Source organism: Vibrio sp. R15-SG3-ISO1A, assembly GCF_059833955.1.
Map to the genome: position 1 here is coordinate 1 of NZ_JCBDGH010000026.1, position 25,654 is coordinate 25,654.

The following is a 25,654-nucleotide window of genomic DNA, read 5'->3' on the forward strand; positions in this document are numbered from 1 at the left end:
TTGGTACCTTGAGTGAGCAAGACATTCTTGATATCAACGCGGGTTTGAAAGCGTCAAGCTAAGCCCACACGTGACTAACAATAAAAAATGGTTGGCCCACAAGCCAACCATTTTTTCATCTCGATTCTTCTAACCTAATAGCGTTTAGTAGACCTTATCAACCGTCACTTGGTTTTGCACCAGCCACTTCACCATACCTTGGTAAGTAAGGGCGACGGCTACATCAATCGGCTCTTCGCTGCCCACATCGAACGGCTGACTAAAGGCCACTTCCCAGTGATGCTCATCTTGAGTACGCAAATCAAATTGGTCTGGCGTCAACTGCCAACGCTGATCGCCTTGCTTGAGCGTGACGGTCTCCACATCAAGCTCCGCAGGTAAAACGGCATTACTTTTGAGGTACAAGGCCCCGTGCAGCGTATCTTTGATGTCATCACCCACAGTGGGCATTTTATCCAACCAGAGGTTGCTTTCGAGCACCACGGTTGCCTCAGCGACGTCGAGTTGATCGCTGCTGTTCCACACCACATCTTGTGCCGCACATCCGAGCAGCAAAGCACTGCCCAATACAAGAGAGACTAACTTTTTCATCACGTTACCTTTGTGCTAACCAGTCTTTGAGAACTTGAATATCATACTGGTATTCGTTTTTCATTTCCTCAACCCAATCATCAATGTTTTCCCACCAAGCGGGTAATTGGGGTGATTGGGCCTTTTGCGCCACACTTTGAATGCGTTTTAACCCTATCGAGCCGGCTGCCCCTTTGATCTTATGCGCTTCAGAGACGATACCCTCTTGATGTTTGGCAGTCATGTTGGAATCGAGCACTTGCAAATACTCTGGCATCATCTCTTCAAACATGGTGATGCTGTCAAGCACGGGCTGTGGCCCGACGATGCCGACATAAGACTCCAACATATCGATATCGAGTAGCTGCTGATAGGCTTCAAGATGTTCGTGGCTGTCAGGCGCGGGTTCGCTCTCTGTTGGCTCACTGCCCGATTGCACCTCGGAGAACTTGGCGATCACATCTAACACCGCTTTCACCGACAGCGGTTTACTGATCGCATCGTCCATCCCTTGGTTGAGATACTCGCTTTTATCCTTTATCACGTTAGCTGTGAGCGCGACCAAAGGCGGCAGGTGAGAGTATGTGCGACGGAAATAACTCGCCACATCAAAACCGGTCATATCGGGCAATTGGATATCGAGGAACACCAGATCATAGATCTCTGGATCAAACATCTCCATCGCTTCAGCACCATCCATCGCAATCGTCACTTCATGGCCGAGGCTTTCAAGTAATGAACGTGCTACGGTGACATTCAGCTCGATATCTTCCACCATAAAGATATTAAGCTCTTGTGACGCGGCTTGCGTCACCGACTCAGGTTCATTCAAAGAGACAAGCGGCGCTTTGAGCGTCACAGTAAAGGTACTGCCAAAGCCCTCTTCACTGCTGACGGTAATGTCACCTTCCATCATGTTGATCAGTTGTTTAGAGACCGCAAGACCAATCCCCGTCCCGACCGCGTGCAGGTTGTCCGTTTCCGATTTGACTTGATAATACATGGCAAAGATCTTATCGAGCTCCGCCTCTGGAATGCCGATACCACTGTCTTCCACCTCAAAGCTAATATAGGCATGGGCGTCGTCTGTTTCTGCACTGACGCTCATCACCACCCCACCTTCTTTAGTAAACTTCATCGCGTTGCTGATCAAATTCCACAGCACCTGACGCAGACGAGTCGCGTCCACTTCGATACCGTGAGGCAGCTCGCTTAGCCGCTCAAGATCAAAACGTAGGCCTTTTTGCGAGGCCATCAGCGCAGAGATACTCTCCATCTCTGCCACAAACTCTTCAAAGTTCATCGGCTCTGGGTAGAGCTCCAATTTGCGACGATCAAACTTATCCATATCGATGATGTCGTTGAAGATATTGCCGAGCGTAATCGCGCTGACGTTAATGGTTTGCATGTGCTTGCGCTGCTCTTCATTGAGCTGCGTATCAAGCAACATACGACTCAACCCCACAATGCCATTCAGCGGGGTGCGCAGTTCATGGCTGATGGTGGAGATAAACGTGGTTTTATCGCGACTGGCTTTCTCCAGCGACTCTTCATGACGTTTACGCTCGGTGATATCACGGCCAAAACCCACCAACCCTAAATGACGACCGTCCTTGCTGTAAAACGGTACTTTGCGCAGCTCAAAGTAATTTTTGCGTCCATCTGGGTATTCCAACCACTGTTCGTAGGTCAACGCGCGATTGTCAGCAAACACCTTTTGGTCGGTATCGACAATCGGTTCCGCTATTTCTCGGCTATAAACATCCCAAGGGGTTAAACCGACTAACTGGCTCTCTTTCTTACCAGTCAACTCTTCCATCGCTCGGTTACATCCAGAAAAGACCCCATCGGCGTTACGATAATAGATAAGATCGGGTGAGGCATCGATGAAGGATCGCAGCAGCGCGGTACGCTCCGCCAACTCGACTTGAGTGCGCTCACGTTGATAGACCTCATTTTCAAGATCTTTCATCGCTTCTTCGCGCGCCGATTCGGCTTTGATCCGCTCTTCAATTTCTTGATTGAGTTTTTCGATGTTTTGTTGAAGTTTGTAGTTCAGCTCTTGGTCTCTTGAACGCATGTCTTTGAGTTTAGAGACGAGCTTGGATAAACGTTGACGAGACTCTTCAAGCTGATCCACCACCACAGAAAGAAAATAGACCGCCCAAGGCGTGATCAGTAGACCAAAGAAGACTGAGCGGACGATGTCAATATCATCCACGTGGCCACTTAACACCAACGTGATCCCCACCTGGACCACAACGGCCAGTGCCACCAACGCCAAAGCAAGCAAAATTGAGAAACGTAAAATGCCAAGTTTGACCAAGAGGTCGACATAATACTGAGCGAGGTTTTTTATCGGTTTCATTAAACGCTCCGAGCCTAGAATCACCACTGCCTCATGATGGACAGTGGTTTCATACTACCTGTTTTACCCTTGGGCTGCTAAGGCTTCTCTGGCTCGGGAACGTTTAAATGTGGGATGTGTGAAGCGGCAAGGCTTAGGGCGTGGCAAGTTGCGGCGCTGTGTAAACGAATGGACGCTCAATCAACGAGCCTTGCGCACCCAACGCATTGAGCGAGCGCCCAATTTCCGTCATCGCCAGCCAGCGGTTTTCACACCAAAGCGGTGCCAACAAGGTAGGTCTGCGTGCCGCCGAAGAGACGCGATGATAGACCACTTCCGGTGGCGTCATGCGGATCATTTCACTGGCAATAGCAACATACTCATCAAGCTCAGGCGCCTGCAGTTTACCTGCTCGCCACGCTTTAGCCATGGTACTGCCTTCGACAATGTGCAGCCCATGCAGTTTGATGCCATCGGTACCCACCGCCAACACTTGGCGCAAAGTCTCCAGGTTGTCATCGCGTGTTTCGCGCGGCAAGCCCACAATCAGATGAGTACACACCTTGATCCCGAGCGCTCTAGCGCGCTCGGTGATGCGCGCATAACACTCAAAATCGTGGCCACGGTTGATGCGTTTAAGGGTGTCGTTGTTGGCGGTTTGTAAGCCAAGCTCTAGCCAGATTTCATAGCCTTGCTCCACGTAGTCAGAGAGCAGTTCAAGCACCGCATCAGGCACACAATCTGGCCGCGTTCCTACGCACAATCCGACGATGTCCGCCGCTTTGAGCGCCTCTTCATACATCGACTTGAGCACTTGCACCTCAGCGTAGGTACTGGTGTAAGCCTGAAAATAAGCCAGATACTTGTTCGCGCGGCGAATCTCCCCCGCTCGGTCAGTGAGCTGGGCTTGAATGCTTTTTACTTGAGCTTGCTCATCAGCAAAGGAAGCGACATTGCAAAAGGTACAGCCACCACGGCCAATCGTCCCGTCGCGATTCGGGCAACTAAACCCACCGTGCAAGGTCAGCTTGTGCACTTTCTCTTTATAGCGACGCTGGAGATCTTGACCAATGGTATTGACTAATTCGTGTAGCTGCATCCTTCACCCAAACGTAAATAAATCTCATTAAGATTCATGTAAAAAAATTACAATCATGAAAATAATTCGGGGAGGAATCTACCGATTTCAAACAGGCGCATCTTTAATCAGAGTCAATAAACATTCATTAAATACAGGCATTTCGCCAAATGTTACGCAAAAGTTAAACGCAATGGTGCATGTTCATGCGAAAAAAGTGGGCGACAAGGGCGAGTTTTCATTGCATTTGCTGCTGACAAAATTGTAGGATACTTACAGTTTTTGTGATTTTTATTACAGACAAAATTGCAAAATCATCGGCGGTATCCACCTCCCACCTATATAAATCACTACATAGTGACAATAAAAACACGGATATCACCAAGGATTGTTTTTCTCGCAATATTTTTCCTGCGAGATACGGAACGGAATCTAAGTCTCCCACCTCGGTTGACTTCGAATCATACAAATCAAGGACAAGACGCCCCTGCGGATTAGGGTAATTGCGTCTAATTGAACTGGAAGGATGTATCTATGGTAGATAGAGAGCAAAGTTCTCAGGGTCTATATACTCCAGAACTGGAGCATGACGCCTGTGGTATCGGTTTTGTTGCTCACCTGAAAAACCGTAAATCACACGAAGTTGTGACTCAAGCACTCGATATGCTCGCTCGCATGGAACACCGCGGTGGTCAAGGTTGTGACCCTTGTAGTGGTGATGGTGCGGGTATCTTGTTGCAAAAACCCCATGAATTTCTTTTAGAAGAAGCAGTAAAGCTCGGTATCAAACTGCCTTCTTTTGAAAAATACGGCGTTGGCGTGGTTCTCTTCCCGAAAGATGAATACAAACGCGAGCAATGTCGTGACATCTTAGAGCGAAACGCCAAGCGTCTCGACCTAGAAATCATTGGCTACCGCGTACTGCCAACCGACAACTCCATGATCGGCGCCGATCCTCTCAGCACTGAGCCTCAGTTCGAGCACGTGTTTGTCACCGGCGGCCCAGGTATGACGCCAGAAGAGCTTGAGCGCAAGCTGTACGTGCTGCGAAACTACACTGTACGCGTCTGCCTTGAGAGCGTGTCGAACATTGGTGATGATTTCTACATCAACTCCATGTCTTACAAAACCTTGGTGTATAAGGGTCAGTTGACCACAGAGCAAGTGCCTCAATACTTCCTCGACCTGCAAAACCCAACCATGGTGACGGCGCTAGCCTTGGTACACTCTCGCTTCTCTACCAACACCTTCCCGAAATGGCGTCTGGCGCAACCTTTCCGTTATATCGCCCACAACGGTGAGATCAACACCGTTCGCGGTAACTTAAACTGGATGAAAGCCCGTGAGGCGATCATCGAGTCGGATCTGTTTACACAAGCAGAAATCGACATGCTATTGCCTATCTGCCAAGAAGGCAGCTCGGACTCTTCAAACTTCGATATGGCGCTTGAGCTACTGGTCCTCTCAGGTCGTAGCTTGCCACACGCATTGATGATGATGATCCCGGAGGCGTGGCAAGAAAACAAAACCATGGATCCGACACGTCGCGCGTTCTACCAGTATCACGCAAACATCATGGAACCTTGGGACGGCCCAGCGTCAGTCTGCTTTACCGATGGTGTCCAAGTAGGTGCAACGCTCGATCGTAACGGCCTGCGCCCGTCTCGCTACACCGTGACTAAAGACAACTTCCTTGTGATGGCGTCTGAGTCTGGCGTTGTGGATATTGCCCCAGAGAACGTCGAGTTCCGCGGCCGCTTGCAGCCTGGTCGTATCTTCGTTGCGGACTTAGAACAAGGTCGCATTATCTCTGACGAAGAAGTCAAAGATACCATCGCAGGTGCTCAGCCTTACGAACAGTGGGTGAAAGATAACCTACTTAGCCTGAAGAAACTGCCTGATGCGAGCAACCAGTTCAGCCAGCCTTCTCCAGAGCGCCTTCTCCATCGTCAACAAGCGTTTGGTGTCAGCACTGAAGAAGTGAATGAAATCATCGTTCCAATGGCGAAAGAAGGCAAAGAGCCGCTGTCTGCCATGGGCGCAGACTGGCCATTGGCTGTCTTGTCTCACCAGTCTCAGCATCTATCCAACTACTTTAAGCAGTTGTTTGCTCAGGTTACCAACCCACCGATCGACCCGATCCGTGAGCGTATGGTGATGTCACTCAATACCTACCTAGGTAAAGACCATAACCTGTTGACTGAAACTCCGCTTCACTGTCAAAAAGTGGAACTGGAATCGCCAGTGCTCGCGAACTCTGAGCTCGAGAAATTGCGTGCGATCGACAACGAACACCTACAGGCGAAAACGCTCGATATCGTGTTCCAAGCCAATGAAGATCAAGGCAAACTAGAGCGTGCATTGAAGCGTATCTGTCAATACGCCGAAGATGCGGTGGTCGATGGCTACTCGATCATCCTACTCACAGACCGCGCAGTGAACTCAAACCACGCGGCTATTCCAGCCATGTTGGCCGTCGGCGCCGTTCACCATCACCTGATCCGCAAAGGTCTACGCGCGAAGTGTGACATTGTGGTTGAAACCGGTGATGCACGTGAAACGCACCATTTCGCGACGCTACTTGGCTACGGCGCCAATGCCGTCAACCCGTACTTGGTGATTGAGACCATTGTTGAGCTGCAACGTACCAAGAAGCTCGATCCAGAAGCCAGCCCACGCGATCTGTTTGATAACTATCGCAAGGCGATCAACGGCGGCCTGCTGAAGATCTTCTCTAAAATGGGCATTTCAACCTTGCAGTCTTACCATGGCGCACAGATCTTTGAAGCGCTTGGTATCCACAAATCCGTGGTCGACAAATACTTCACGGGTACCGTCTCTCGTATTCAAGGTTTGACGCTCGATGACATCGCAAAAGAAGTCCTCATTCGTCACCGTGTCGGTTACCCACAACGCGAAATCCCAGTGCAAATGTTGGATGTCGGCGGTGTCTACCAGTGGAAACAGCGCGGTGAAAAGCACCTCTTCAACCCTGAGACGATTTCTCTGTTGCAACAATCAACACGCAACAAAGATTACGAGCAGTTCAAGCAATACGCGGCCGCGGTGGATAAGCAAGGCGACAACGCGGTGACGCTGCGTAGCCAGTTGGAGTTTGTTAAACACCCAGCAGGCTCAATCCCCATCGACGAAGTAGAACCGATTGAAAGCATCGTAAAACGCTTCGCCACCGGCGCGATGTCGTTTGGTTCGATCTCTTACGAGGCGCACTCAACGCTGGCCGTTGCGATGAACCGATTGGGCGCGAAGTCTAACTCGGGCGAAGGTGGGGAAGACCCAATGCGCTTTGAGCGCAAAGAAAATGGTGACTGGGAACGCTCAGCTATCAAGCAGGTCGCGTCTGGTCGCTTTGGGGTGACTTCATACTACCTCACCAACGCAGATGAACTGCAAATCAAGATGGCGCAAGGCGCGAAACCGGGTGAAGGCGGTCAGCTTCCGGGTGACAAAGTTGATGATTGGATCGGCGCCACTCGTCACTCAACACCGGGTGTCGGTCTGATTTCTCCACCGCCACACCACGATATTTACTCTATCGAAGATTTGGCTCAGCTGATCTACGACTTGAAGAACGCAAACCGCGCTGGCCGCGTGAACGTCAAATTGGTCTCCGAAGCCGGTGTCGGCACGATTGCCTCTGGCGTTGCGAAAGCCAAAGCAGACGTTGTGCTTATCGCAGGTTTCGACGGCGGTACCGGTGCCTCTCCGATGTCATCGATTCGCCATACGGGCCTTCCTTGGGAACTAGGTTTGGCGGAAACGCACCAAACGCTACTGAAAAACGGCCTACGTAACCGTATCGTCGTTCAAGCGGATGGTCAGATGAAAACGCCTCGTGACCTCGCTGTCGCGACATTACTGGGCGCTGAAGAGTGGGGTGTCGCAACCGCTGCGCTGGTAGTAGAAGGCTGTATTATGATGCGTAAGTGTCATAAGAACACCTGTCCTGTGGGCATTGCGACACAAAACAAAACGCTGCGTGAGCGTTTTGACGGCCGCGTCGAAGACGTCGTGACCTTCTTCCAATACATGGCACAAGGTTTACGTGAAATCATGGCAGAACTTGGCTTTAGAACCATTGATGAGATGGTCGGTCAAGGTCAGAAAATGAAGATTCGCCAAGACGTATCGCACTGGAAATACAAGAACTTAGACTTATCTCCTGTGCTACACGTTGAGCAACCACGCGAGCAAGACGGCGTCTACAACCAGACCGTACAGAATCACAACCTAGAGCAAGTGCTTGACCGTAAACTGATTCAAGCGGCGATCCCTGCGCTCGAAAAAGGCGAAGCGGTAAACGCTGAGTTCCCGATCGTCAATACTGACCGCTCTGCTGGCACCATGTTGTCTAACGAGATTTCCAAGGTGTACAAGGATCAAGGTCTGCCTCAACCGATGAACGTTAAGTTTACCGGTAGTGCTGGCCAGTCGTTCGGTGCGTTCCTTGCGAAAGGCGTCAAATTTGAAGTCGAAGGCGATGCGAACGATTACTGGGGGAAAGGCCTATCTGGCGGTACCTTGGTGCTCTACCCAGATGCCAAATCAAGCATTATTGCCGAAGACAACATTGTGGTAGGTAACGTCTGTTTCTACGGAGCAACCTCCGGAGAATCCTTCATTCGCGGTATGGCCGGTGAGCGCTTCTGTGTACGTAACTCGGGCGCGAAAGTGGTTGTCGAAGGCGTGGGTGACCACGGCTGTGAATACATGACAGGTGGCGCGGCGATTATCCTCGGATCGACTGGCCGCAACTTTGCCGCGGGCATGAGTGGCGGTGTCGCTTACGTTTGGGATAAGTCGGGTGACTTTGAATCCAAACTCAACCCAGAGTTGGTCGATTTGGATCCTATCGAACAAGAAGACAAAGCCTTCTTACAAGATATGTTGACGAAACACGTTCAATTCACAGGAAGTGAAGTGGCTCAGTCTTTCTTAGACAACTTTGAAGCAAGCTTAGCGGCGATGGTGAAAGTCATGCCACGTGACTACAAAGCGGTGCTTCAAAAACGTCAAGCTGAGGCAGAACAAGCAGAAACGGAGGCAGTGTAATGGGTAAGCCGACTGGATTTTTAGAGCATGGTCGTGAACTTCCACAAAAGATCGACCCCAAAGAGCGCATCAAGAACAACAAAGAGTTCGTCCTGAACGACGAATTTGGTAGCAAGATCAATACGCAAGCATCACGCTGCATGGACTGTGGTGTGCCGTTTTGTCACAACGGCTGCCCCATTGGCAACATCATTCCTGAATTCAATGATGCTGTGTACCGTGATAGCTGGGAAGAGGCGTGGAACATTCTAAGCTCCACCAATAACTTCCCAGAGTTTACTGGTCGTGTCTGCCCTGCGCCGTGTGAAAGCGCGTGTGTATTGGGGATCAACCAAGACCCTATCACCATCTGTAACATTGAGAAAACCATCGTAGAAACGGCGTATCGTGAAGGGTACGCCAAACCGAAAACGCCACGCTCTCGCACAGGTAAAACGGTGGCGATCATCGGCAGTGGCCCGGCGGGTCTATCAGCAGCCGAGCAGTTAAACAGCGCAGGCCATAGTGTCACCGTGTTTGAGCGTGATGAAAAAGTGGGCGGATTGCTACGCTTTGGCATTCCAGACTTTAAACTGAGCATGGAAGTGATTGATCGCAAGATCAATCTGATGGCCGAAGCGGGCGTTGAGTTCAAAGTCAACCAACACGTGGGTGTTGATGTCAACGCTCAGCAGCTTCGTCAAGAGTACGATGTGGTGTTGCTCACCGGTGGTTCAACCGTACCGCGCGACTTGCCAGTCCCGGGGCGCGAGCTTAACGGTGTGTACTTTGCGATGCAGTTTCTCGCACAAAATAACCGCCGTGCCAACAACATGGATCTCAAAGGTGAAGAGATTCATGCCGCCGGTAAACACGTGGTGGTGATTGGTGGTGGTGATACAGGTTCAGACTGTGTCGGTACTTCTAACCGTCACGGCGCTGCCAGCGTCACCCAGGTCGAAATCATGCCGATTCCACCAGAGAAACGCCCAGCGAACATGCCTTGGCCACAATACCCAATGATCCTACGTACCTCGACTTCACACGAAGAGGGCGTTGATCGTCACTGGAATATTCTGACCAAAGAGTTTATCGGTAATGACCAAGGTGACGTCACAGGTCTGCGTATCGCTGACATTGTTTGGCAAGACGCCAAAGCGGGTGAGCGCCCGAGCTTCAAAGAAGTCGAAGGCAGCGAGCGCGTGATTCCATGTGATATGGCGTTCTTGGCGATGGGTTTCTTGCATCCAGAACCGACCGGCGTTCTTGCTCAGCTTGATGTAGCGCTTGATGAGCGTGGCAACGTCGCGACACAAGACTTCGCCACCAATCAAGCGGGTGTCTTTGCCGCAGGTGATATGCGTACCGGCCAATCTTTGGTGGTACGTTGTATCAATGAAGGTCGAGAGTGTGCACGTGCTATCGACCAGTATCTGATGGGGGGAACCCACCTTGAAGCGAAAGCGGATTCACTTATGCTCTCTGCATAACCGCTTACACTGACATCCTTCCAAACCTATCCAGTTGACCAGCACATTGTGCTGGTCTTTTTTTATCCCTCACACTTTCATTGTTACAAAAATGTAACAACAAGAATTCTATCCCTATGATTTGGCGAACTTTTTTCAGTCAATTACTTGGTAAATAGTCACCTAGCGTGATCATTCACCAAAAACTTGACCTTTTTCATCATAAGCTATACGTTGTGAAGTCGATGAAAATGAATTCATCCAATTTTGTAAAATAATAAAAGATAATTTTGTGTATATTTATGCAAAATTTAACAATTTAAAAGCATAGTTAGTCATATTTACCAACCCTTTTTGAGTTCAAGCTGGATACGTTGGTAGTACTGTCTGGAAGACAGCGAAGCAAAGGGAGAATTGCAATGGCTCTATATGATCCTCGTCTTGAAAAAGACAACTGTGGATTTGGTTTAATTGCACACATGGAAGGTGAACCTAGCCACAAGCTAGTTCGTACCGCAATTTCAGCATTGGATCGCATGACCCACCGTGGTGGCATCGCCGCCGACGGAAAAACCGGCGATGGTTGTGGGTTGTTGTTGCAAAAACCCGATTCCTATCTGCGCCTGATCGCCAAAGAGAAAGGCTTCAATCTCGGTAAACAATACGCCATCGGGATGATTTTTTTCAGCCCAGACCCGGTCAAAGCACAATCTGCAAAAGACATTATTAACAAAGAGTTAGCCAAAGAAACCTTATCAGTCGCTGGCTGGCGCGAAGTGCCGACCAACTCTGCGGTCCTTGGTCCCATCGCGTTAAACTCATTACCGAACATTCAGCAGGTGTTTATTTCAGCACCCGCAGGTTGGCGTGAGCGCGACATTGAGCGCCGCCTCTATATTGCACGCCGCCGCATCGAAAAACAGATTCACGATGACAGCGATTTTTACATTTGTAGCTTGTCGACTCAGGTCCTTGTCTACAAAGGTCTGTGTATGCCAGCAGACTTACCGCGCTTTTACCTCGACTTAGCGGATCTGCGCATGGAATCGGCTATCTGTTTGTTCCACCAGCGCTTTTCTACCAACACCCAACCTCGTTGGCCATTGGCGCAGCCGTTTAGATACCTGGCGCACAATGGTGAAATCAACACCATTGAAGGCAACCGCCAGTGGGCGCGCGCACGTGCGTACAAATTTGCCTCGCCGCTTCTTCCGGATTTGCAAACCGCGGCGCCTTTTGTCAATGAAACCGGTTCAGACTCCTCGAGTCTAGACAATATGCTGGACTTGTTCCTTGCTGGTGGAATGGATATCTTCCGAGCGATGCGTATGCTCGTGCCGCCTGCATGGCAAAACCACCCAGATATGGATGCCGATCTGCGCGCATTCTATGACTTCAACTCCAAACACATGGAGCCTTGGGATGGCCCGGCAGGCATTGTTCTATCCGATGGACGCTACGCGGCGTGTAACTTAGACCGCAATGGTCTGCGCCCTGCCCGCTATGTGATCACTAAAGATAAGCTGATCACCCTCGCCTCTGAAGTCGGCATTTGGAACTACGCCCCAGATGAAGTGGCGAAAAAAGGTCGTGTCGGCCCCGGTGAGCTCCTAGTGATTGATACGCGCCAAGGCAAGTTGTGGCAATCGAGCGAGATAGACAACGATCTCAAGAGCCGTCACCCTTATCGCGAATGGATGGAGCACAACGTTCGCAAGCTGACGCCGTTTGCTGAGTTATCAGACGATCAAGTCGGCCAACGCAGCTTCGATAACGATCTTTTAAAGACGTATCAAAAGCAGTTTGCGATGAGTAATGAAGAAGTCGATCAAGTACTGCGGGTACTCGGCGATATGGGGCAAGAAGCCGTCGGCTCTATGGGTGATGACACGCCAATGGCAGTGCTGTCATCCAAAGAGCGCTTAGTGACCGATTACTTTAGACAGAAATTTGCTCAGGTAACCAACCCGCCTATCGACCCACTGCGCGAAAAGCACGTGATGTCATTGGCGACCAGTATCGGCCAAGAGATGAATGTCTTTTGTGAAACCGATGGTCACGCCCATCGAGTCACGTTTGGCTCTCCGGTTCTACTCTACTCAGACATGCAGCAGTTGCTTGGGCTTGATGATGACCACTACCGCAACACCATTTTAGACATCAACTACGACCCGACTCAGAAAGATCTCAAACAAGCGATTGATGATTTATGTGCACAGGCCGAGCAAGTCGTGCGTGAAGGGACGGTATTAGTGGTGTTGTCAGACCGTGCATTAGTCAAAGGCCGTTTGCCGATTCCTGCAGCCATGGCAGTGGGTGCGGTGCAAACCCGTCTTATCGATGCCAACTTACGTTGTGATGCTAATATCATCGTCGAAACGGCGACCGCGCGCGACCCACACCAGTTCGCGGTACTACTCGGTTTCGGCGCCACCGCTGTCTACCCTTACCTGGCCTACGAAGCGCTAGGCAAACTCATTGATGACGGTGCGGTGGAGAAGAGCTACCGAGAAGTGATGCAGAATTACCAATACGGTATTGATAAAGGCCTGTATAAGATCATGTCCAAGATGGGCATTTCAACCGTGGCCTCTTATCGCTGCTCGCAGCTGTTTGAAGCGGTCGGCTTACACAAAGACGTGGTCGAATTGTGCTTTAAAGGCGTCACTACGCGTATTCAAGGGGCCAACTTTGACGACTTCCAACAAGACCTCTTTAATCTCTCACGCAAAGCGTGGGCGAAGCGTAAATCTATCGACCACGGCGGGCTACTAAAATACGTACATGGTGGTGAATACCATGCCTACAACCCAGATGTCGTCGGCACATTGCAAAAAGCGGTGCGCTCTGGTGAGAACCAAGATTACCAAAGCTACGCCAAGCAAGTAAACGAGCGTCCGGTTGCCATGCTGCGTGACTTGATGACGTTGAAAAAAGCCGAGACACCTTTGCCACTTGAACGCATTGAGCCAACAACGGAGCTATTCAAGCGCTTCGACTCTGCCGCCATGTCCATTGGCGCTCTAAGCCCCGAAGCGCACGAAGCGCTGGCAACGGCGATGAACCGACTAGGCGGCTACTCCAACTCTGGCGAAGGCGGTGAAGATCCACGCCGTTTTGGTACCGAGAAAAACTCACGCATTAAGCAGGTTGCTTCAGGCCGTTTTGGCGTGACGCCCCACTACCTGACCAATGCTGATGTGCTGCAAATCAAAGTGGCGCAAGGTGCCAAGCCCGGTGAGGGTGGTCAGCTGCCCGGGCACAAAGTGACGGCAGAAATTGCCAAACTGCGTTATTCCGTCCAAGGTGTGACCCTAATTTCACCTCCACCTCATCATGACATTTACTCCATCGAGGATTTGGCACAGCTGATTTTCGATTTGAAACAGGTCAATCCAAAGGCCTTGGTTTCCGTTAAGTTGGTCTCTGAGCCGGGAGTGGGCACTATCGCCACCGGTGTGGCAAAGGCTTACGCTGACCTTATCACCATCTCTGGCTACGACGGCGGAACCGCCGCCAGCCCACTCACCTCAGTGAAATACGCGGGCAGCCCATGGGAGCTCGGTTTAGCGGAAACCCAACAAGCGCTGGTCGCAAATGGTTTGCGTCATAAAATTCGCCTACAAGTCGACGGCGGTTTAAAAACCGGTCTAGATGTGGTCAAAGCGGCCATCCTCGGTGCGGAGAGTTTTGGTTTTGGTACTGCGCCTATGGTTGCGATGGGATGTAAATTCCTGCGTATCTGTCACTTAAACAACTGTGCTACGGGCGTCGCGACACAAGACGAAACCTTGCGTAATCAATACTTCAAAGGCCTACCCGAACAGGTAATGAATTACTTCACCGGCCTTGCTGAGGAAGTGCGAAGCTTACTCGCCGAGTTAGGCATTGAAAAACTCACGGATCTAATTGGCCGCACCGATCTGCTGCAAGCGGTGGAAGGGATGACGGCGAAACAAGCAAAACTGGATCTATCGAATATCCTCGAAGCGCCGGTTTCTCCAGAAGGCCATCCGCTGTTTTGGACTGAGCCGAACACGCCGTTTGACAAAGCGCACTTAAACCAACAGATGGTCGATGATGCGATGAGCGCAATCGAAGCGCAGCAGCCCGCAAACTTCTTCTACAATGTCATCAATACCGATCGCTCCGTGGGCGCACGTCTGTCGGGCGAAATCGCCAAACGCTATGGCAACCAAGGCATGGCTGCCACACCCATCAAGATTTACCTTGATGGTACAGCGGGTCAATCGTTTGGTGTCTGGAACGCTGGCGGCGTTGAACAAATCCTCACGGGTGATGCCAACGATTACGTGGGTAAAGGGATGGCAGGTGGCAAACTGGTCATCAAACCTCACTTGGGTACGGCCTTCAAATGCCATGAAGCGACCATCATAGGCAATACCTGCCTATATGGCGCGACAGGCGGCAAACTGTTTGCTGCAGGAACGGCGGGTGAGCGTTTTGCGGTGCGTAACTCAGGTACTATTGCCGTCATCGAAGGCGCGGGTGATAACGCTTGTGAATACATGACTGGTGGCATCGTCGCGATTCTTGGCGCAACAGGCGTCAATTTCGGCGCGGGTATGACAGGCGGTTTTGCTTATGTACTAGATAATAATCAAGACTTTGCAGGGCGAGTGAATAACGAGTCGGTAGAAGCGATTTCGTTGGCCGACCTCTATATCCACCAAGAGCATCTACGCGGCTTAATTGCCGAGCACTTGGAGGAAACCGGTTCGGCACATGCCGAGCATATCCTAGCGAACTTTGATGAATGGATTCCGAAGTTCTACCTAGTTAAACCTCAAGCAGCGGATCTGAATACCTTGCTTGGTCACCAAAGTCGTAGCGCTGCTGAACTTCGCGTTCAAGCACAATAAGTCATGGAGGATGTATGAGCCAGAACGTATACCAATTTATCGATGTCCAGCGTGTCGACCCGGCTAAAAAACCGATTAAGATCCGTAAGATAGAGTTTGTCGAGATTTATGAACCCTTTACCAAGCAGCAAGCGACTGCCCAAGCGGATCGCTGCTTAGATTGTGGTAACCCTTACTGTGAATGGAAGTGTCCGGTTCACAACTACATTCCGCAATGGCTAAAGCTCGCCAATGAAGGGCGTATCCTTGAAGCCGTTGAGCTGTCTCACCAAACCAACAGCTTGCCCGAAGTGTGTGGACGCGTCTGCCCGCAAGACCGTCTTTGTGAGGGTTCCTGTACCCTCAATGATGACTTTGGTGCGGTGACCATCGGCAACATTGAAAAATACATTACGGACAAAGCGTTCGAAATGGGCTGGAAGCCCGACATGTCTAAAGTCGAGTGGACGGATAAAAAAGTCGCCATCATAGGCGCGGGCCCTGCAGGTCTCGCTGCGGCCGATGTGTTAGTCAGAAATGGCGTGAAACCAGTCGTGTTTGATCGCTACCCAGAGATCGGCGGGCTGCTCACCTTTGGTATTCCCTCTTTTAAATTAGAAAAAGGGGTGATGGAAAACCGTCGCCGCATCTTTAGTGACATGGGTGTTGAGTTCCGTCTCAATGTCGAAGTCGGTAAAGACATTCAAATGAGTGAGCTGATTAACGACTACGACGCGGTCTTCTTAGGGGTGGGTACGTACAAAAATATGCGCGCTGGACTTGAGAATGAAGACGCACCTGGCGTGTATGACGCGCTGCCGTTTTTGATTTCCAATACCTATAAAGTGATGGACCTTAAAGACGACAAACCGTTTATTGATATGGCAGGGAAAAATGTCGTCGTCCTAGGTGGGGGAGACACCGCGATGGACTGTGTGCGCACCTCTATCCGCCAAGGTGCTGCAAACGTGATTTGTGCTTACCGCCGTGATGAAGAGAACATGCCCGGCTCAAGGCGCGAAGTGAAAAACGCTAAAGAAGAAGGGGTAGATTTTATGTTTAACCTTCAGCCTTTGGGGTTAGAAGTCAACGCAAGCGGTCAGGTCACTGGGGTCAAGGTGGTCAAAACGGCATTGGGTGAACCAGATGCTGCTGGGCGCCGCCGCCCAGAGCCGGTCGAAGGTAGCGAACACGTACTGGCTGCCGATGCAGTCATTATGGCGTTTGGTTTCCAGCCGCACCAAATGAGCTGGTTAGAACCTTATGGTGTAGAGCTGGATCAGTGGGGCCGAATTAAAGCGGCATCTGAACAAACTTACCGTTACCAGACCAGTAACGAAAAGATTTTTGCCGGTGGTGATGCTGTGCGCGGCTCCGATCTTGTAGTCACGGCCATCGATGAAGGACGCAAAGCGGCAGAAGGTATCTTAGACTTTCTAGAAGTATAACCTTCTTAAAGTCAGTGAAGCCCCCTCTCAGTAAGGAGAACCAATGAAACCCCAATGGCGAACCCTAGCCACTCTGCTACTCGCATCCATCGCTCTCGCGGGTTGCAGCCAAGGAGTGACGACAATGACAGACAGAAGCGCCGAGCCCTGTGGTGACAAACCTAATTGTGTCTCTACTCAGGATACGCGAGAGAAGTTTTCTCTCGCACCCTTTATTCTGACTAAAGAGGCCAACATCGATGCGATTGAGCGCGCCGCCCTGCAATTACCCGGCGCCAAAACCGCGGTTAGCGATGAAGGTTACTTACGTATTGAGTGCACCTCAAAAATCCTGCGTTTCGTCGATGACTTGGAGCTAAAAATGACTGACGGAGTGCTAATGGTGCGCTCAGAGTCGCGTGTGGGTTACTCTGATTTTGGCGTCAATCGCAAACGCGCAGAGCAACTTCGCGACATTCTGAAAGCCGAAGGGCTCATAGAGTAACCAGACGCTTAAAATAAAAAACCGAAGCGCTGATAGTGCTTCGGTTTTTTATTGTTGAGAGAGGCTTATATCGGTATTAAACCGGGTCTCTGAATACGACGAGACGCTTTGGCGCAATCTTACCGTCGTCGTTCATTTCACCAACGCCGATAAAACACTTCTCTTCACCTTTCGTCAGGCGAACCGTACCCTCGGTCGGAGCGCCGAAAACTTGCACAGGCTGACCATGCATGACGAGATCGGCCAATTCAGGAATCAAGTTCACCTCAGGCAGATCTTCAACAGCGGTGTCCATAGGGAGCAACAGCGGGTCAAGTAACTCACGCGGCGCGCGCTCTTCACGATGCGCTTGTTCAAGAAGCTCATTAAGGTGCTCTAGCGTCACCATATTCTCGTACGGGTAGTTCGCGACCGCCGTGCGACGCAGCATGGTCACATGCGCGCCACAACCGAGCATTTCGCCAAGATCGTCTACGATAGTGCGGATATAAGTGCCTTTCGAGCAGTGTATTTCCATCTCGACTTCATCGCCTTCGAAGCGGTGGAGGATAATCTCGTACACGGTGATCTTGCGCGCTTCACGAGGAACTTCAATGCCTTGACGAGCATACTCATACAGCGGCTTACCCTGATATTTCAGGGCCGAGAACATTGACGGTACTTGGTCTGATTCCCCGCGGAACTTGTCGATACATGCTTCGAGCGTAGGGAGATCCACATTCACAGGACGCGTTTCGACCACTTCTCCGTCTGAATCGGAGGTGTTGGTTCGCTCGCCCAGCTTGGCAATCACTCGGTATCGCTTGTCCGAATCGAGCAAGAACTGAGAAAACTTGGTCGCTTCGCCCAAACAAATCGGCAGCATGCCGGTTGCCAGAGGATCGAGTGCCCCGGTATGGCCCGCTTTCTCCGCAAAGTAGATGCGTTTGACCTTTTGCAGTGCGTCGTTGGATGAAATCCCAGTGGGTTTATCCAATAGGATCACACCATCAATAGGACGACCTTTACGACGACGTGCCATTAGTTCTCTTCCTCTTCATCACGACCTGCGTCGTGTTGTTTGCGTTTGTCTTGGCTAATCACCTCACTAACGAGGTTCGACATGCGCATACCTTCAACTAAGGTGTTGTCGTAATGGAAGCGGATTTCTGGTGTCAGACGCAGACGAATACGCTTACCCAGCATCATACGGATGTGTACTTCGTGCTCACGCAGTGCCGCCAGACATGATTCTGGGGTTTGCTCGCCAACACATAGGAAAGTGACAAACACTTTGGCGTAGGCCAAATCACGTGACACTTCGACATCGGAAATGGTCACCATGCCCAGACGTGAGTCACGAACTTCACGCTGGAGGATCATCGCCAATTCTTTTTGTAACTGCTGCGCAACGCGCTGAGTACGGCTAAATTCTTTTGACATCTCTTTTCTCACATTAGAAAGAATGGGGGGATGGTCAAGCCAGCCCCCCATGGTGTATTCAACAACCCATTGCTCTCGTCTTTCGACCTTTGAGAGTAATGTTAGTCAATTAGTCCAGTGTACGTTTGATTTCCACTGTTTCGAAGACTTCGATTTGGTCACCGACGCGAACATCATTGTAGTTCTTAACGCCGATACCACATTCGTAGCCGTTCTTAACTTCTTGAACGTCATCTTTAAAGCGACGTAGGGACTCAAGCTCACCTTCGTAGATAACAACGTTTTCGCGTAGTACGCGGATTGGGTTGTTACGCTTGATCACGCCTTCCGTGACCATACAACCAGCGATTGCGCCCAGTTTCGGTGACTTAAATACGTCACGTACTTCAGCAAGACCAATGATCTCTTGCTTGAATTCTGGAGCAAGCATACCACCCATTGCTTGTTTCACTTCGTCAATCAATTGGTAAATGATTGAGTAGTAACGTAGGTCAACACTTGCCGCTTCAATCGCACGACGAGCTGATGCATCCGCACGTACGTTAAAGCCGAGAATGATGGCGTTAGACGCTTCAGCAAGTACTGCATCTGTCTCAGTGATACCACCCACACCAGAACCCACGATGTTCACTTTCACTTCGTCAGTAGAAAGTTTCAGTAGTGAGTCTGCGATTGCTTCAACCGAGCCCTGTACGTCCGCTTTTAGTACAACGTTCAGCTCAGCCACTTCACCTGCAGCCATGTTAGAGAACATGTTCTCAAGTTTGGATTTCTGCTGACGAGCCAGTTTCACTTCACGGAACTTACCAGCGCGGTAGTTAGCGACTTCACGTGCTTTACGCTCATCACGGACAACCGTAGCTTCGTCACCTGAAGAAGGCACACCAGAAAGACCCAAGATCTCTACAGGGATAGATGGACCAGCTTCTGTGATCTCGTGACCTAGCTCGTCGCGCATTGCACGAACACGGCCGTATTCTTGACCACAAAGAACGATGTCGCCCTTGTTTAGCGTACCTGATTGAACCAGTACTGTAGCCACTGGACCGCGACCTTTATCTAGACGCGATTCAACCACAACACCAGACGCCATGCCTTCTTTCACAGCTGTAAGTTCAAGAACTTCAGACTGAAGAAGGATCGCTTCTAGAAGACCGTCGATGTTGGTACCCTGTTTCGCAGAGATGTGAACGAACATGTTCTCACCGCCCCACTCCTCAGGAATAACGTCGTACTGAGCAAGCTCATTCTTAACGTTATCTGGGTTCGCATCTTCTTTATCGATCTTGTTCACTGCAACGATCAGAGGTACTTCTGCCGCTTTCGCGTGCTGGATAGCCTCAACCGTTTGTGGCATTACACCATCGTCTGCTGCAACCACAAGAACAACGATATCCGTCGCTTGAGCACCACGAGCACGCATTGCGGTAAACGCCGCGTGTCCAGGAGTATCAAGGAAGGTAATCATACCGTTTTCAGTTTCTACGTGGTAAGCGCCGATGTGCTGGGTAATACCACCCGCTTCGCCTGAAGCCACGTGTGTACGACGGATGTAGTCAAGCGTCGATGTTTTACCGTGGTCAACGTGACCCATGATGGTCACAACTGGCGCACGAGGTGTCGCTTCAGCATGGCTATCACGATCGTTTAGAACCGCTTCTTCAAGCTCATTCTCTTTACGCAACACGACCTTGTGACCCATTTCTTCAGCGATCAATTGCGCTGTTTCTTGGTCAATCACTTGGTTGATGGTCGCCATTGCGCCCATCTTCATCATCGCTTTAATCACTTCTGTTGCTTTCACTGACATCTTGTTTGCCAGTTCAGAAACCACGATGGTTTCACCAATCACAACGTCCGCTTTTGCAACCGCAGCGGTCTTGTCGAACGCTTGTTGCATAGAAGAAGGCTTCGCTAGACGACCTTTCGCGCGGCCTTTACCACGTCCAGGGCGAGCGTTGCGTTCTTGATCATCGTTTTTGCTAGAGAGTTTCTTCTTCTTGCGACGACGACCCGCTTCTTCACGGCGATCTGCTTCATCTTCGGCTTCACGTGCGTAGGTTGAAGTCGTTACATGGTAATCTGTATTTTCCATATCACCCTTTTTCTTTTCAGCAGCAGACCAACGCTCTTTATTCTTCTCAGCCAATTCGCGAGCTTCTTCAAGCTGGCGCTGACTTTCCTCTTCAGCCTTACGCTTAGCTTCTTCTTCCTGACGACGTTTAAGCTCGTCGGCCTCTTTTCGCGCTGCTTCTTGCTTAGATTTCTCTTCAGCGCTACGTTCGTTCTGTTGTCCAGATTGACGTTTCGCCTTCTCGGTAGCGTCACGTTTGGCTTTCTCTTCTGCCTCACGTTTCGCTTTTTCTTCCGCTTCGCGTTTTGCTGCTTCTTCTGCTGCACGTTTTGCTGCTTCTTCGGCTTCACGTTTTGCTGCTTCTTCAGCTTCGCGTTTTGCCGCTTCTTCAGCTTCACGTTGAGCGGCTTCTTCAGCCTCACGTTTCGCTTCATCTTCAATTGTGCTCGCTTTAACGTAAGTACGTTTCTTACGAGTCACAACGTTGACTTCTTTGCTTTTGCCGCCACCCGCATTAACACTCAGTGTGCTGCGAGTTTTACGTTGCAGGGTTAAGCGAGTTGGCTCAGCATCACCATTGGTGTCGCCGTGCGCTTTTTTCAGATGAGTCAGCAGTTTCTGTTTTTCATCTTCTGTGACTTGATCTGTGCTCGCTTTTTTCATTCCTGCGTCAGCAAGTTGCTCTAATAGGCGGTCTACTGGCGTACCAATTTCTTCACTTAGTGCTTTAACGGTAATTTGCGTCATGCCGCTCCTCCTTGCTGGGAAATTATGCTTCTTCGCCGAACCAACAGATGTTACGTGCTGCCATGATCAGCTCGCCCGCACGCTCTTCAGTTAGGCCTTCAATACCTTCTAGGTCATCAATACCCTGGTCAGCAAGATCTTCCAATGTGGAGACACCTTTTGCTGCCAGTTTAAATGCCATTTCGCGTTCTAGGCCTTCAAGACCTAGTAAATCTTCTGCAGGCTCTAGACCTTCAAACGATTCTTCTTGTGCTAGGGCGATCGTGGTCAATGCTTCTTTGGCACGGCTACGTAGCTCTTCAACAAGATCTTCATCCAAACCATCAACCTCTAGTAGCTCGTTTACGGGTACGTAAGCGATCTCTTCTAGAGTCGAGAAGCCTTCTTCAACAAGCAGTTGAGCAAAGTCTTCTTCAATATCTAGGTACTTCATAAAGTTTTCGATAGACGCTTGTGACTCTTCAGCGTGTTTCTTCTGAAGATCTTCAACCGTCATCACGTTCAGTTCCCAACCCGTTAGCTGAGAGGCAAGACGAACGTTTTGACCGTTACGGCCAATCGCCTGAGCTAGGTTGTCCGCTTCGACCGCGATGTCCATTGAGTGCGTATCTTCATCAACAATGATGGAAGCGACATCAGCCGGCGCCATAGCGTTGATCACGAACTGCGCTGGGTTATCATCCCAAAGCACGATATCAATACGCTCACCGCCAAGCTCACCGGATACTGCTTGAACACGCGCACCGCGCATACCCACACAGGCACCGACAGGGTCAATACGCTTATCGTTGGTCTTCACAGCAATTTTTGCACGAGAACCAGGATCACGCGCAGCACCTTTCAGTTCGATGATTTCTTCTGCGATTTCTGGCACTTCAACACGGAAAAGTTCTGCCAACATTTCTGGCTTAGAGCGTGTGATGAATAGCTGGAAGCCACGCGCTTCTGGCGCGACGCGGTACAGTAGGCCACGTACACGGTCACCTGGACGGAAGTTCTCACGTGGTAATTGGTCATCACGCAGAATAACCGCTTCCGCGTTGTTACCCAGATCAAGAATGATGGTGTCGCGGTTTACTTTCTTCACCACGCCAGTCACAAGCTCACCTTCGTTGTCGATGAACTGTTCAACGATCTGTGCGCGCTCTGCTTCGCGAACTTTCTGAACAATCACTTGCTTCGCAGTTTGCGTCGTAATACGGTCAAACGTCACCGATTCGATTTCGTCTTCTACGTAATCGCCAACTTGCAGCTCAGGATCTTCGAATTGTGCCGCCTCTAGTGAGATCTCTTTCGTTGGATGCTCAACCTCTTCCACCACTAACCAACGGCGGAAAGTATCAAACTCACCGGTTTTACGGTCGATAGCTACGCGAACCTCGATTTCGATTTCGTACTTTTTCTTAGTCGAGGTAGCGAGTGCGATTTCTAATGCTTCAAAAATACGCTCACGAGGTACCGCTTTTTCGTTCGATACCGCTTCTGCTACCGCTAAAATTTCTTTACTCATTTTAAATAGCCTCTAAGACTTCGCTTAAAATTTAGGGATCAGGTTAGCTTTTGAAATGTTGCTTAATGCAAACTCTTCATCGTTGCCATCCACAGTAATCGTCACTGTTTCACCTTCGACAGAGTGGATAACACCTTTCCACTTACGACGGTTACCGACAGCCATTTTCAAAACGATGCTGACCTCGTGACCAATAAATTGCTCATAATGTGCCGCTTTGAAAAGTGGTCTTTCTAAACCTGGTGAAGACACTTCTAGGTTGTAAGCCACTGTGATTGGATCCTCAACGTCCATCACCGCACTGACCTGACGACTCACTTCTGCACAGTCATCGACGGTAATGCCATTTTCATGGTCAATAAAAATACGCAACGTTGAGTGTTCGCCTGCGCGAATAAATTCTAATCCAACTAACTCATAACCTGATGCTGCTACAGGAGCTTCAAGCATTTCAGTAAGTTGTCTTTCTAAACCAGTCATTTAAACCACTCCAGAAACAAAAAAAGGGCTCAGAGCCCAATTTAAATTCCAAGCAAGCTCTGAACTTTTAAAAAGTTCAGATAACAAAAAACCCCGATATAGTCGGGGTTTTTTGTTGCTGGACCCTGATACGTTAAACGATGTATTTCATCATTTAACTCGCAGTGACTATTCGACATAATCAAGTCTGCGAAAACTTGCAACATCCTACTTTTCATCAGATAAGAACTGGTCAAATCTCAATATAGGAATTGGTTGCGGGGGCCGGATTTGAACCGACGACCTTCGGGTTATGAGCCCGACGAGCTACCAAGCTGCTCCACCCCGCGTCCGACTTGTCGAGCATTATACGCTCTCCAAGGTGTTTTACAAGTTTGTAAATAATGGTGCCGAGAGAGGGACTCGAACCCTCACACCAAAGGCACTAGCACCTCATGCTAGCGTGTCTACCAATTTCACCATCTCGGCATAAATCTTACTTAAGCGAGCTATCGCTTATTGAGGAATTTCGTCACCCGTTGTAGGGGCAGGAACTTCACTCACGTCACCAGCTTGAATCACTTGACCTTGTGTTGGGTCAACCCACTGAGACTCTGTCTTGTGTGTCGACATGTTGCCAAGCACTAGGCTGATAACGAAAAATACTGTTGCAAAAATTGCAGTCATTCGGGTTAGGAAATTTCCTGAGCCGCTTGCGCCAAACACTGTGTTTGATGCGCCTGCACCGAATGAGGCTCCCATATCTGCGCCTTTACCTTGTTGAATCAGCACGAGGCCGATTACACCAACCGCTGCCAACAGGTAAATCACAAGTAGAACGGTAAACATGCTTTCCACCTATGTTCCAAATTGTTGAGCCAGCGCCGTTCTAGGAGTCGTCCTGAACAAGGCTAGCGACCTCCTCGTTGAAGGCGGAGCAATACTAGCGAAACGACATAACGCTGACAAGTGGTATTTTTGAAAAAATTGGCTTTATCGTGTCGAACGCTTAAAAAAAGGACAAAACCAAGCTTTTCGTGGATAAATCTTGTTCAAACCGCCACTTAGAGGGCGGTAAACTCCGGACTGTAATCCACCAAGCCCTGTGCACCTTGCACTTCACCTGCTGCTAACTCTATGACTTGAAACGCGCCAGCCGGCACTTCCCAACGGCAATGCAACTGATGCTTCTCCGCTGACTCGAAGCCAAAACGGCCATAATAGTTTGGATCGCCCAAGACCACACAGGCGGGATAACCAAACTCATGCAGTGACGCGAGCCCTTCTTCAACCAACTGTGCCGCGATCCCCTGATTGCGATACGCGTTCGCTACCGCTAACGGCGCGAGCCCTTGCCAGTTTTTCTCTTCACCATTAACGGTTACTGGACTAAACAACACGTAGCCGACGACGTCACCCTCATCGTTGCACGCGACCAAAGACAAAGTGCGATTGCCGTTTTCTCGCAGGCTCATCACCAAGTTGGCTTCAGCGTCAGTGTCAAAAGTGGTTTGGAGTAATTTTTCGACCGACAGAATATCAGCGGGCGCTTCAGTTCGAATAAGCATGGACAACCTCTTTGTTTAAGGTCTCAGATTGTACGCCTTTCTGAACAAAGTCGGCCAGTTGATTCATGCACATTTGCAAGGGTTTAGGTAAAAGCGTGAGATCGACACTGTCCATCAAGTTTTTGACTTCCAGACCAAGCTCGGTATCCCCTTCAATAGAGAGACGGCGTTGGAAAAAGAGCGTATCTGGATCTTCTTTGCGACCTGCAATCAACACCAAATCATTGAGGTTGCCACTGAAGGTCACGTCGGCGGTCATCGGAGTATCAGCAACCTGCAGCTGTTCATCTTGATAACTGATGAACCAGCAGAGATCGAGATCTTTGATCGCGACTTTAAGCCATTTGTCTTGCAAGAAGTCAAAATCGCCGTCTTCGAGGGCTTCTTTAAACACCGTGTTCAGGCCATCCAACAAGGCTCTTTTTTGAACAAAATGAGGCAAGAAGTGGATTGGAGATCGCAAAATTGATGCGGCATTACGAACTAGCTGAGTGCGAATCTTGTTAATCACGCTGATGATCCGTTAATTTGTCAAACACAACTCGCCATCATAGTGGATGTCAC

Annotated in this window: 16 protein-coding genes and 2 tRNA genes; 5 read left to right on the forward strand and 13 right to left on the reverse strand. The window is 50.0% G+C overall.

The genetic code is table 11. The annotated features are described in order from the left end of the window. Positions 1–144: 144 nt before the first annotated feature. The 3 genes from AC6R0L_RS02470 to mnmL form a co-directional block, all read right to left on the reverse strand. Positions 145–591 (reverse strand): hypothetical protein, encoded by a 447-nt coding sequence (locus tag AC6R0L_RS02470; protein ID WP_500628111.1) that lies wholly within the window; start codon positions 589–591, stop codon positions 145–147. A 4-nt stretch (positions 592–595) separates the two neighbouring features. Continuing rightward, a complete protein-coding gene (arcB, locus tag AC6R0L_RS02475; protein WP_500628112.1) occupies positions 596–2,938 on the reverse strand; it encodes an aerobic respiration two-component sensor histidine kinase ArcB in 2,343 nt (780 codons plus the stop codon). A gap of 133 nt (positions 2,939–3,071) precedes the next feature. Further along, positions 3,072–4,016, reverse strand: a complete 945-nt coding sequence (gene mnmL, locus AC6R0L_RS02480) for a tRNA modification radical SAM protein MnmL/YtqA (protein WP_500628113.1) — start codon at positions 4,014–4,016, stop codon at positions 3,072–3,074. A 513-nt stretch (positions 4,017–4,529) separates the two neighbouring features. Here mnmL and gltB (AC6R0L_RS02485) point away from each other — a divergent pair. From gltB (AC6R0L_RS02485) to AC6R0L_RS02505, 5 genes are all read left to right on the forward strand, one after another. Continuing rightward, positions 4,530–9,068 (forward strand): glutamate synthase large subunit, encoded by a 4,539-nt coding sequence (gltB, locus tag AC6R0L_RS02485; protein WP_500626494.1) that lies wholly within the window; start codon positions 4,530–4,532, stop codon positions 9,066–9,068. Further along, positions 9,068–10,537 carry a glutamate synthase subunit beta gene (locus AC6R0L_RS02490; RefSeq protein ID WP_500628114.1) on the forward strand — a complete coding sequence of 490 codons (1,470 nt, stop codon included), beginning with the start codon at positions 9,068–9,070 and terminating at the stop codon, positions 10,535–10,537. The genes gltB (AC6R0L_RS02485) and AC6R0L_RS02490 overlap by 1 nt, the downstream gene beginning before the upstream one ends. A gap of 398 nt (positions 10,538–10,935) precedes the next feature. Further along, positions 10,936–15,399 (forward strand): glutamate synthase large subunit, encoded by a 4,464-nt coding sequence (gltB, locus tag AC6R0L_RS02495; protein ID WP_500628115.1) that lies wholly within the window; start codon positions 10,936–10,938, stop codon positions 15,397–15,399. 14 nt (positions 15,400–15,413) lie between these two features. Further along, positions 15,414–16,826, forward strand: coding sequence for an FAD-dependent oxidoreductase (locus tag AC6R0L_RS02500; protein WP_500626492.1), 1,413 nt, complete (start codon positions 15,414–15,416; stop codon positions 16,824–16,826). A gap of 43 nt (positions 16,827–16,869) precedes the next feature. Further along, a complete protein-coding gene (locus AC6R0L_RS02505) occupies positions 16,870–17,310 on the forward strand; it encodes a DUF1499 domain-containing protein (protein ID WP_500628116.1) in 441 nt (146 codons plus the stop codon). 76 nt (positions 17,311–17,386) lie between these two features. On the opposite strand, the gene truB is transcribed toward AC6R0L_RS02505, so the two are convergent. From truB to ubiT, 10 genes are all read right to left on the reverse strand, one after another. After that, the gene (truB, locus tag AC6R0L_RS02510; protein WP_500628117.1) at positions 17,387–18,331 is read right to left on the reverse strand and encodes a tRNA pseudouridine(55) synthase TruB; all 945 of its coding nucleotides are present in this window, start codon (positions 18,329–18,331) and stop codon (positions 17,387–17,389) included. Continuing rightward, entirely contained in the window at positions 18,331–18,732 is a 402-nt protein-coding gene (rbfA, locus tag AC6R0L_RS02515; protein WP_334554273.1) for a 30S ribosome-binding factor RbfA, read from the reverse strand. The genes truB and rbfA overlap by 1 nt, the downstream gene beginning before the upstream one ends. A 109-nt stretch (positions 18,733–18,841) precedes the next feature. Beyond that, entirely contained in the window at positions 18,842–21,553 is a 2,712-nt protein-coding gene (gene infB / locus AC6R0L_RS02520; protein ID WP_500628118.1) for a translation initiation factor IF-2, read from the reverse strand. Positions 21,554–21,575: 22 nt separating this feature from the next. Next, positions 21,576–23,063 carry a transcription termination factor NusA gene (gene nusA / locus AC6R0L_RS02525; RefSeq protein ID WP_334554270.1) on the reverse strand — a complete coding sequence of 496 codons (1,488 nt, stop codon included), beginning with the start codon at positions 23,061–23,063 and terminating at the stop codon, positions 21,576–21,578. 24 nt (positions 23,064–23,087) lie between these two features. After that, positions 23,088–23,543, reverse strand: coding sequence for a ribosome maturation factor RimP (rimP, locus tag AC6R0L_RS02530; protein WP_334554268.1), 456 nt, complete (start codon positions 23,541–23,543; stop codon positions 23,088–23,090). 252 nt (positions 23,544–23,795) lie between these two features. After that, a tRNA-Met gene (locus AC6R0L_RS02535) sits at positions 23,796–23,872 on the reverse strand. A gap of 55 nt (positions 23,873–23,927) precedes the next feature. Then, positions 23,928–24,011: transfer RNA gene (locus AC6R0L_RS02540), tRNA-Leu, on the reverse strand. A 27-nt stretch (positions 24,012–24,038) separates the two neighbouring features. Then, a complete protein-coding gene (gene secG, locus AC6R0L_RS02545; protein ID WP_334554266.1) occupies positions 24,039–24,371 on the reverse strand; it encodes a preprotein translocase subunit SecG in 333 nt (110 codons plus the stop codon). Positions 24,372–24,586: 215 nt separating this feature from the next. Next, entirely contained in the window at positions 24,587–25,090 is a 504-nt protein-coding gene (locus AC6R0L_RS02550; RefSeq protein WP_500628119.1) for a GNAT family N-acetyltransferase, read from the reverse strand. Further along, positions 25,074–25,601: a ubiquinone anaerobic biosynthesis accessory factor UbiT gene (ubiT, locus tag AC6R0L_RS02555; protein WP_500626487.1), complete on the reverse strand. Its 528-nt coding sequence runs from the start codon at positions 25,599–25,601 to the stop codon at positions 25,074–25,076. Before ubiT ends, AC6R0L_RS02550 begins: the two co-directional genes overlap by 17 nt. Between the last annotated feature and the right edge of the window lie 53 nt (positions 25,602–25,654).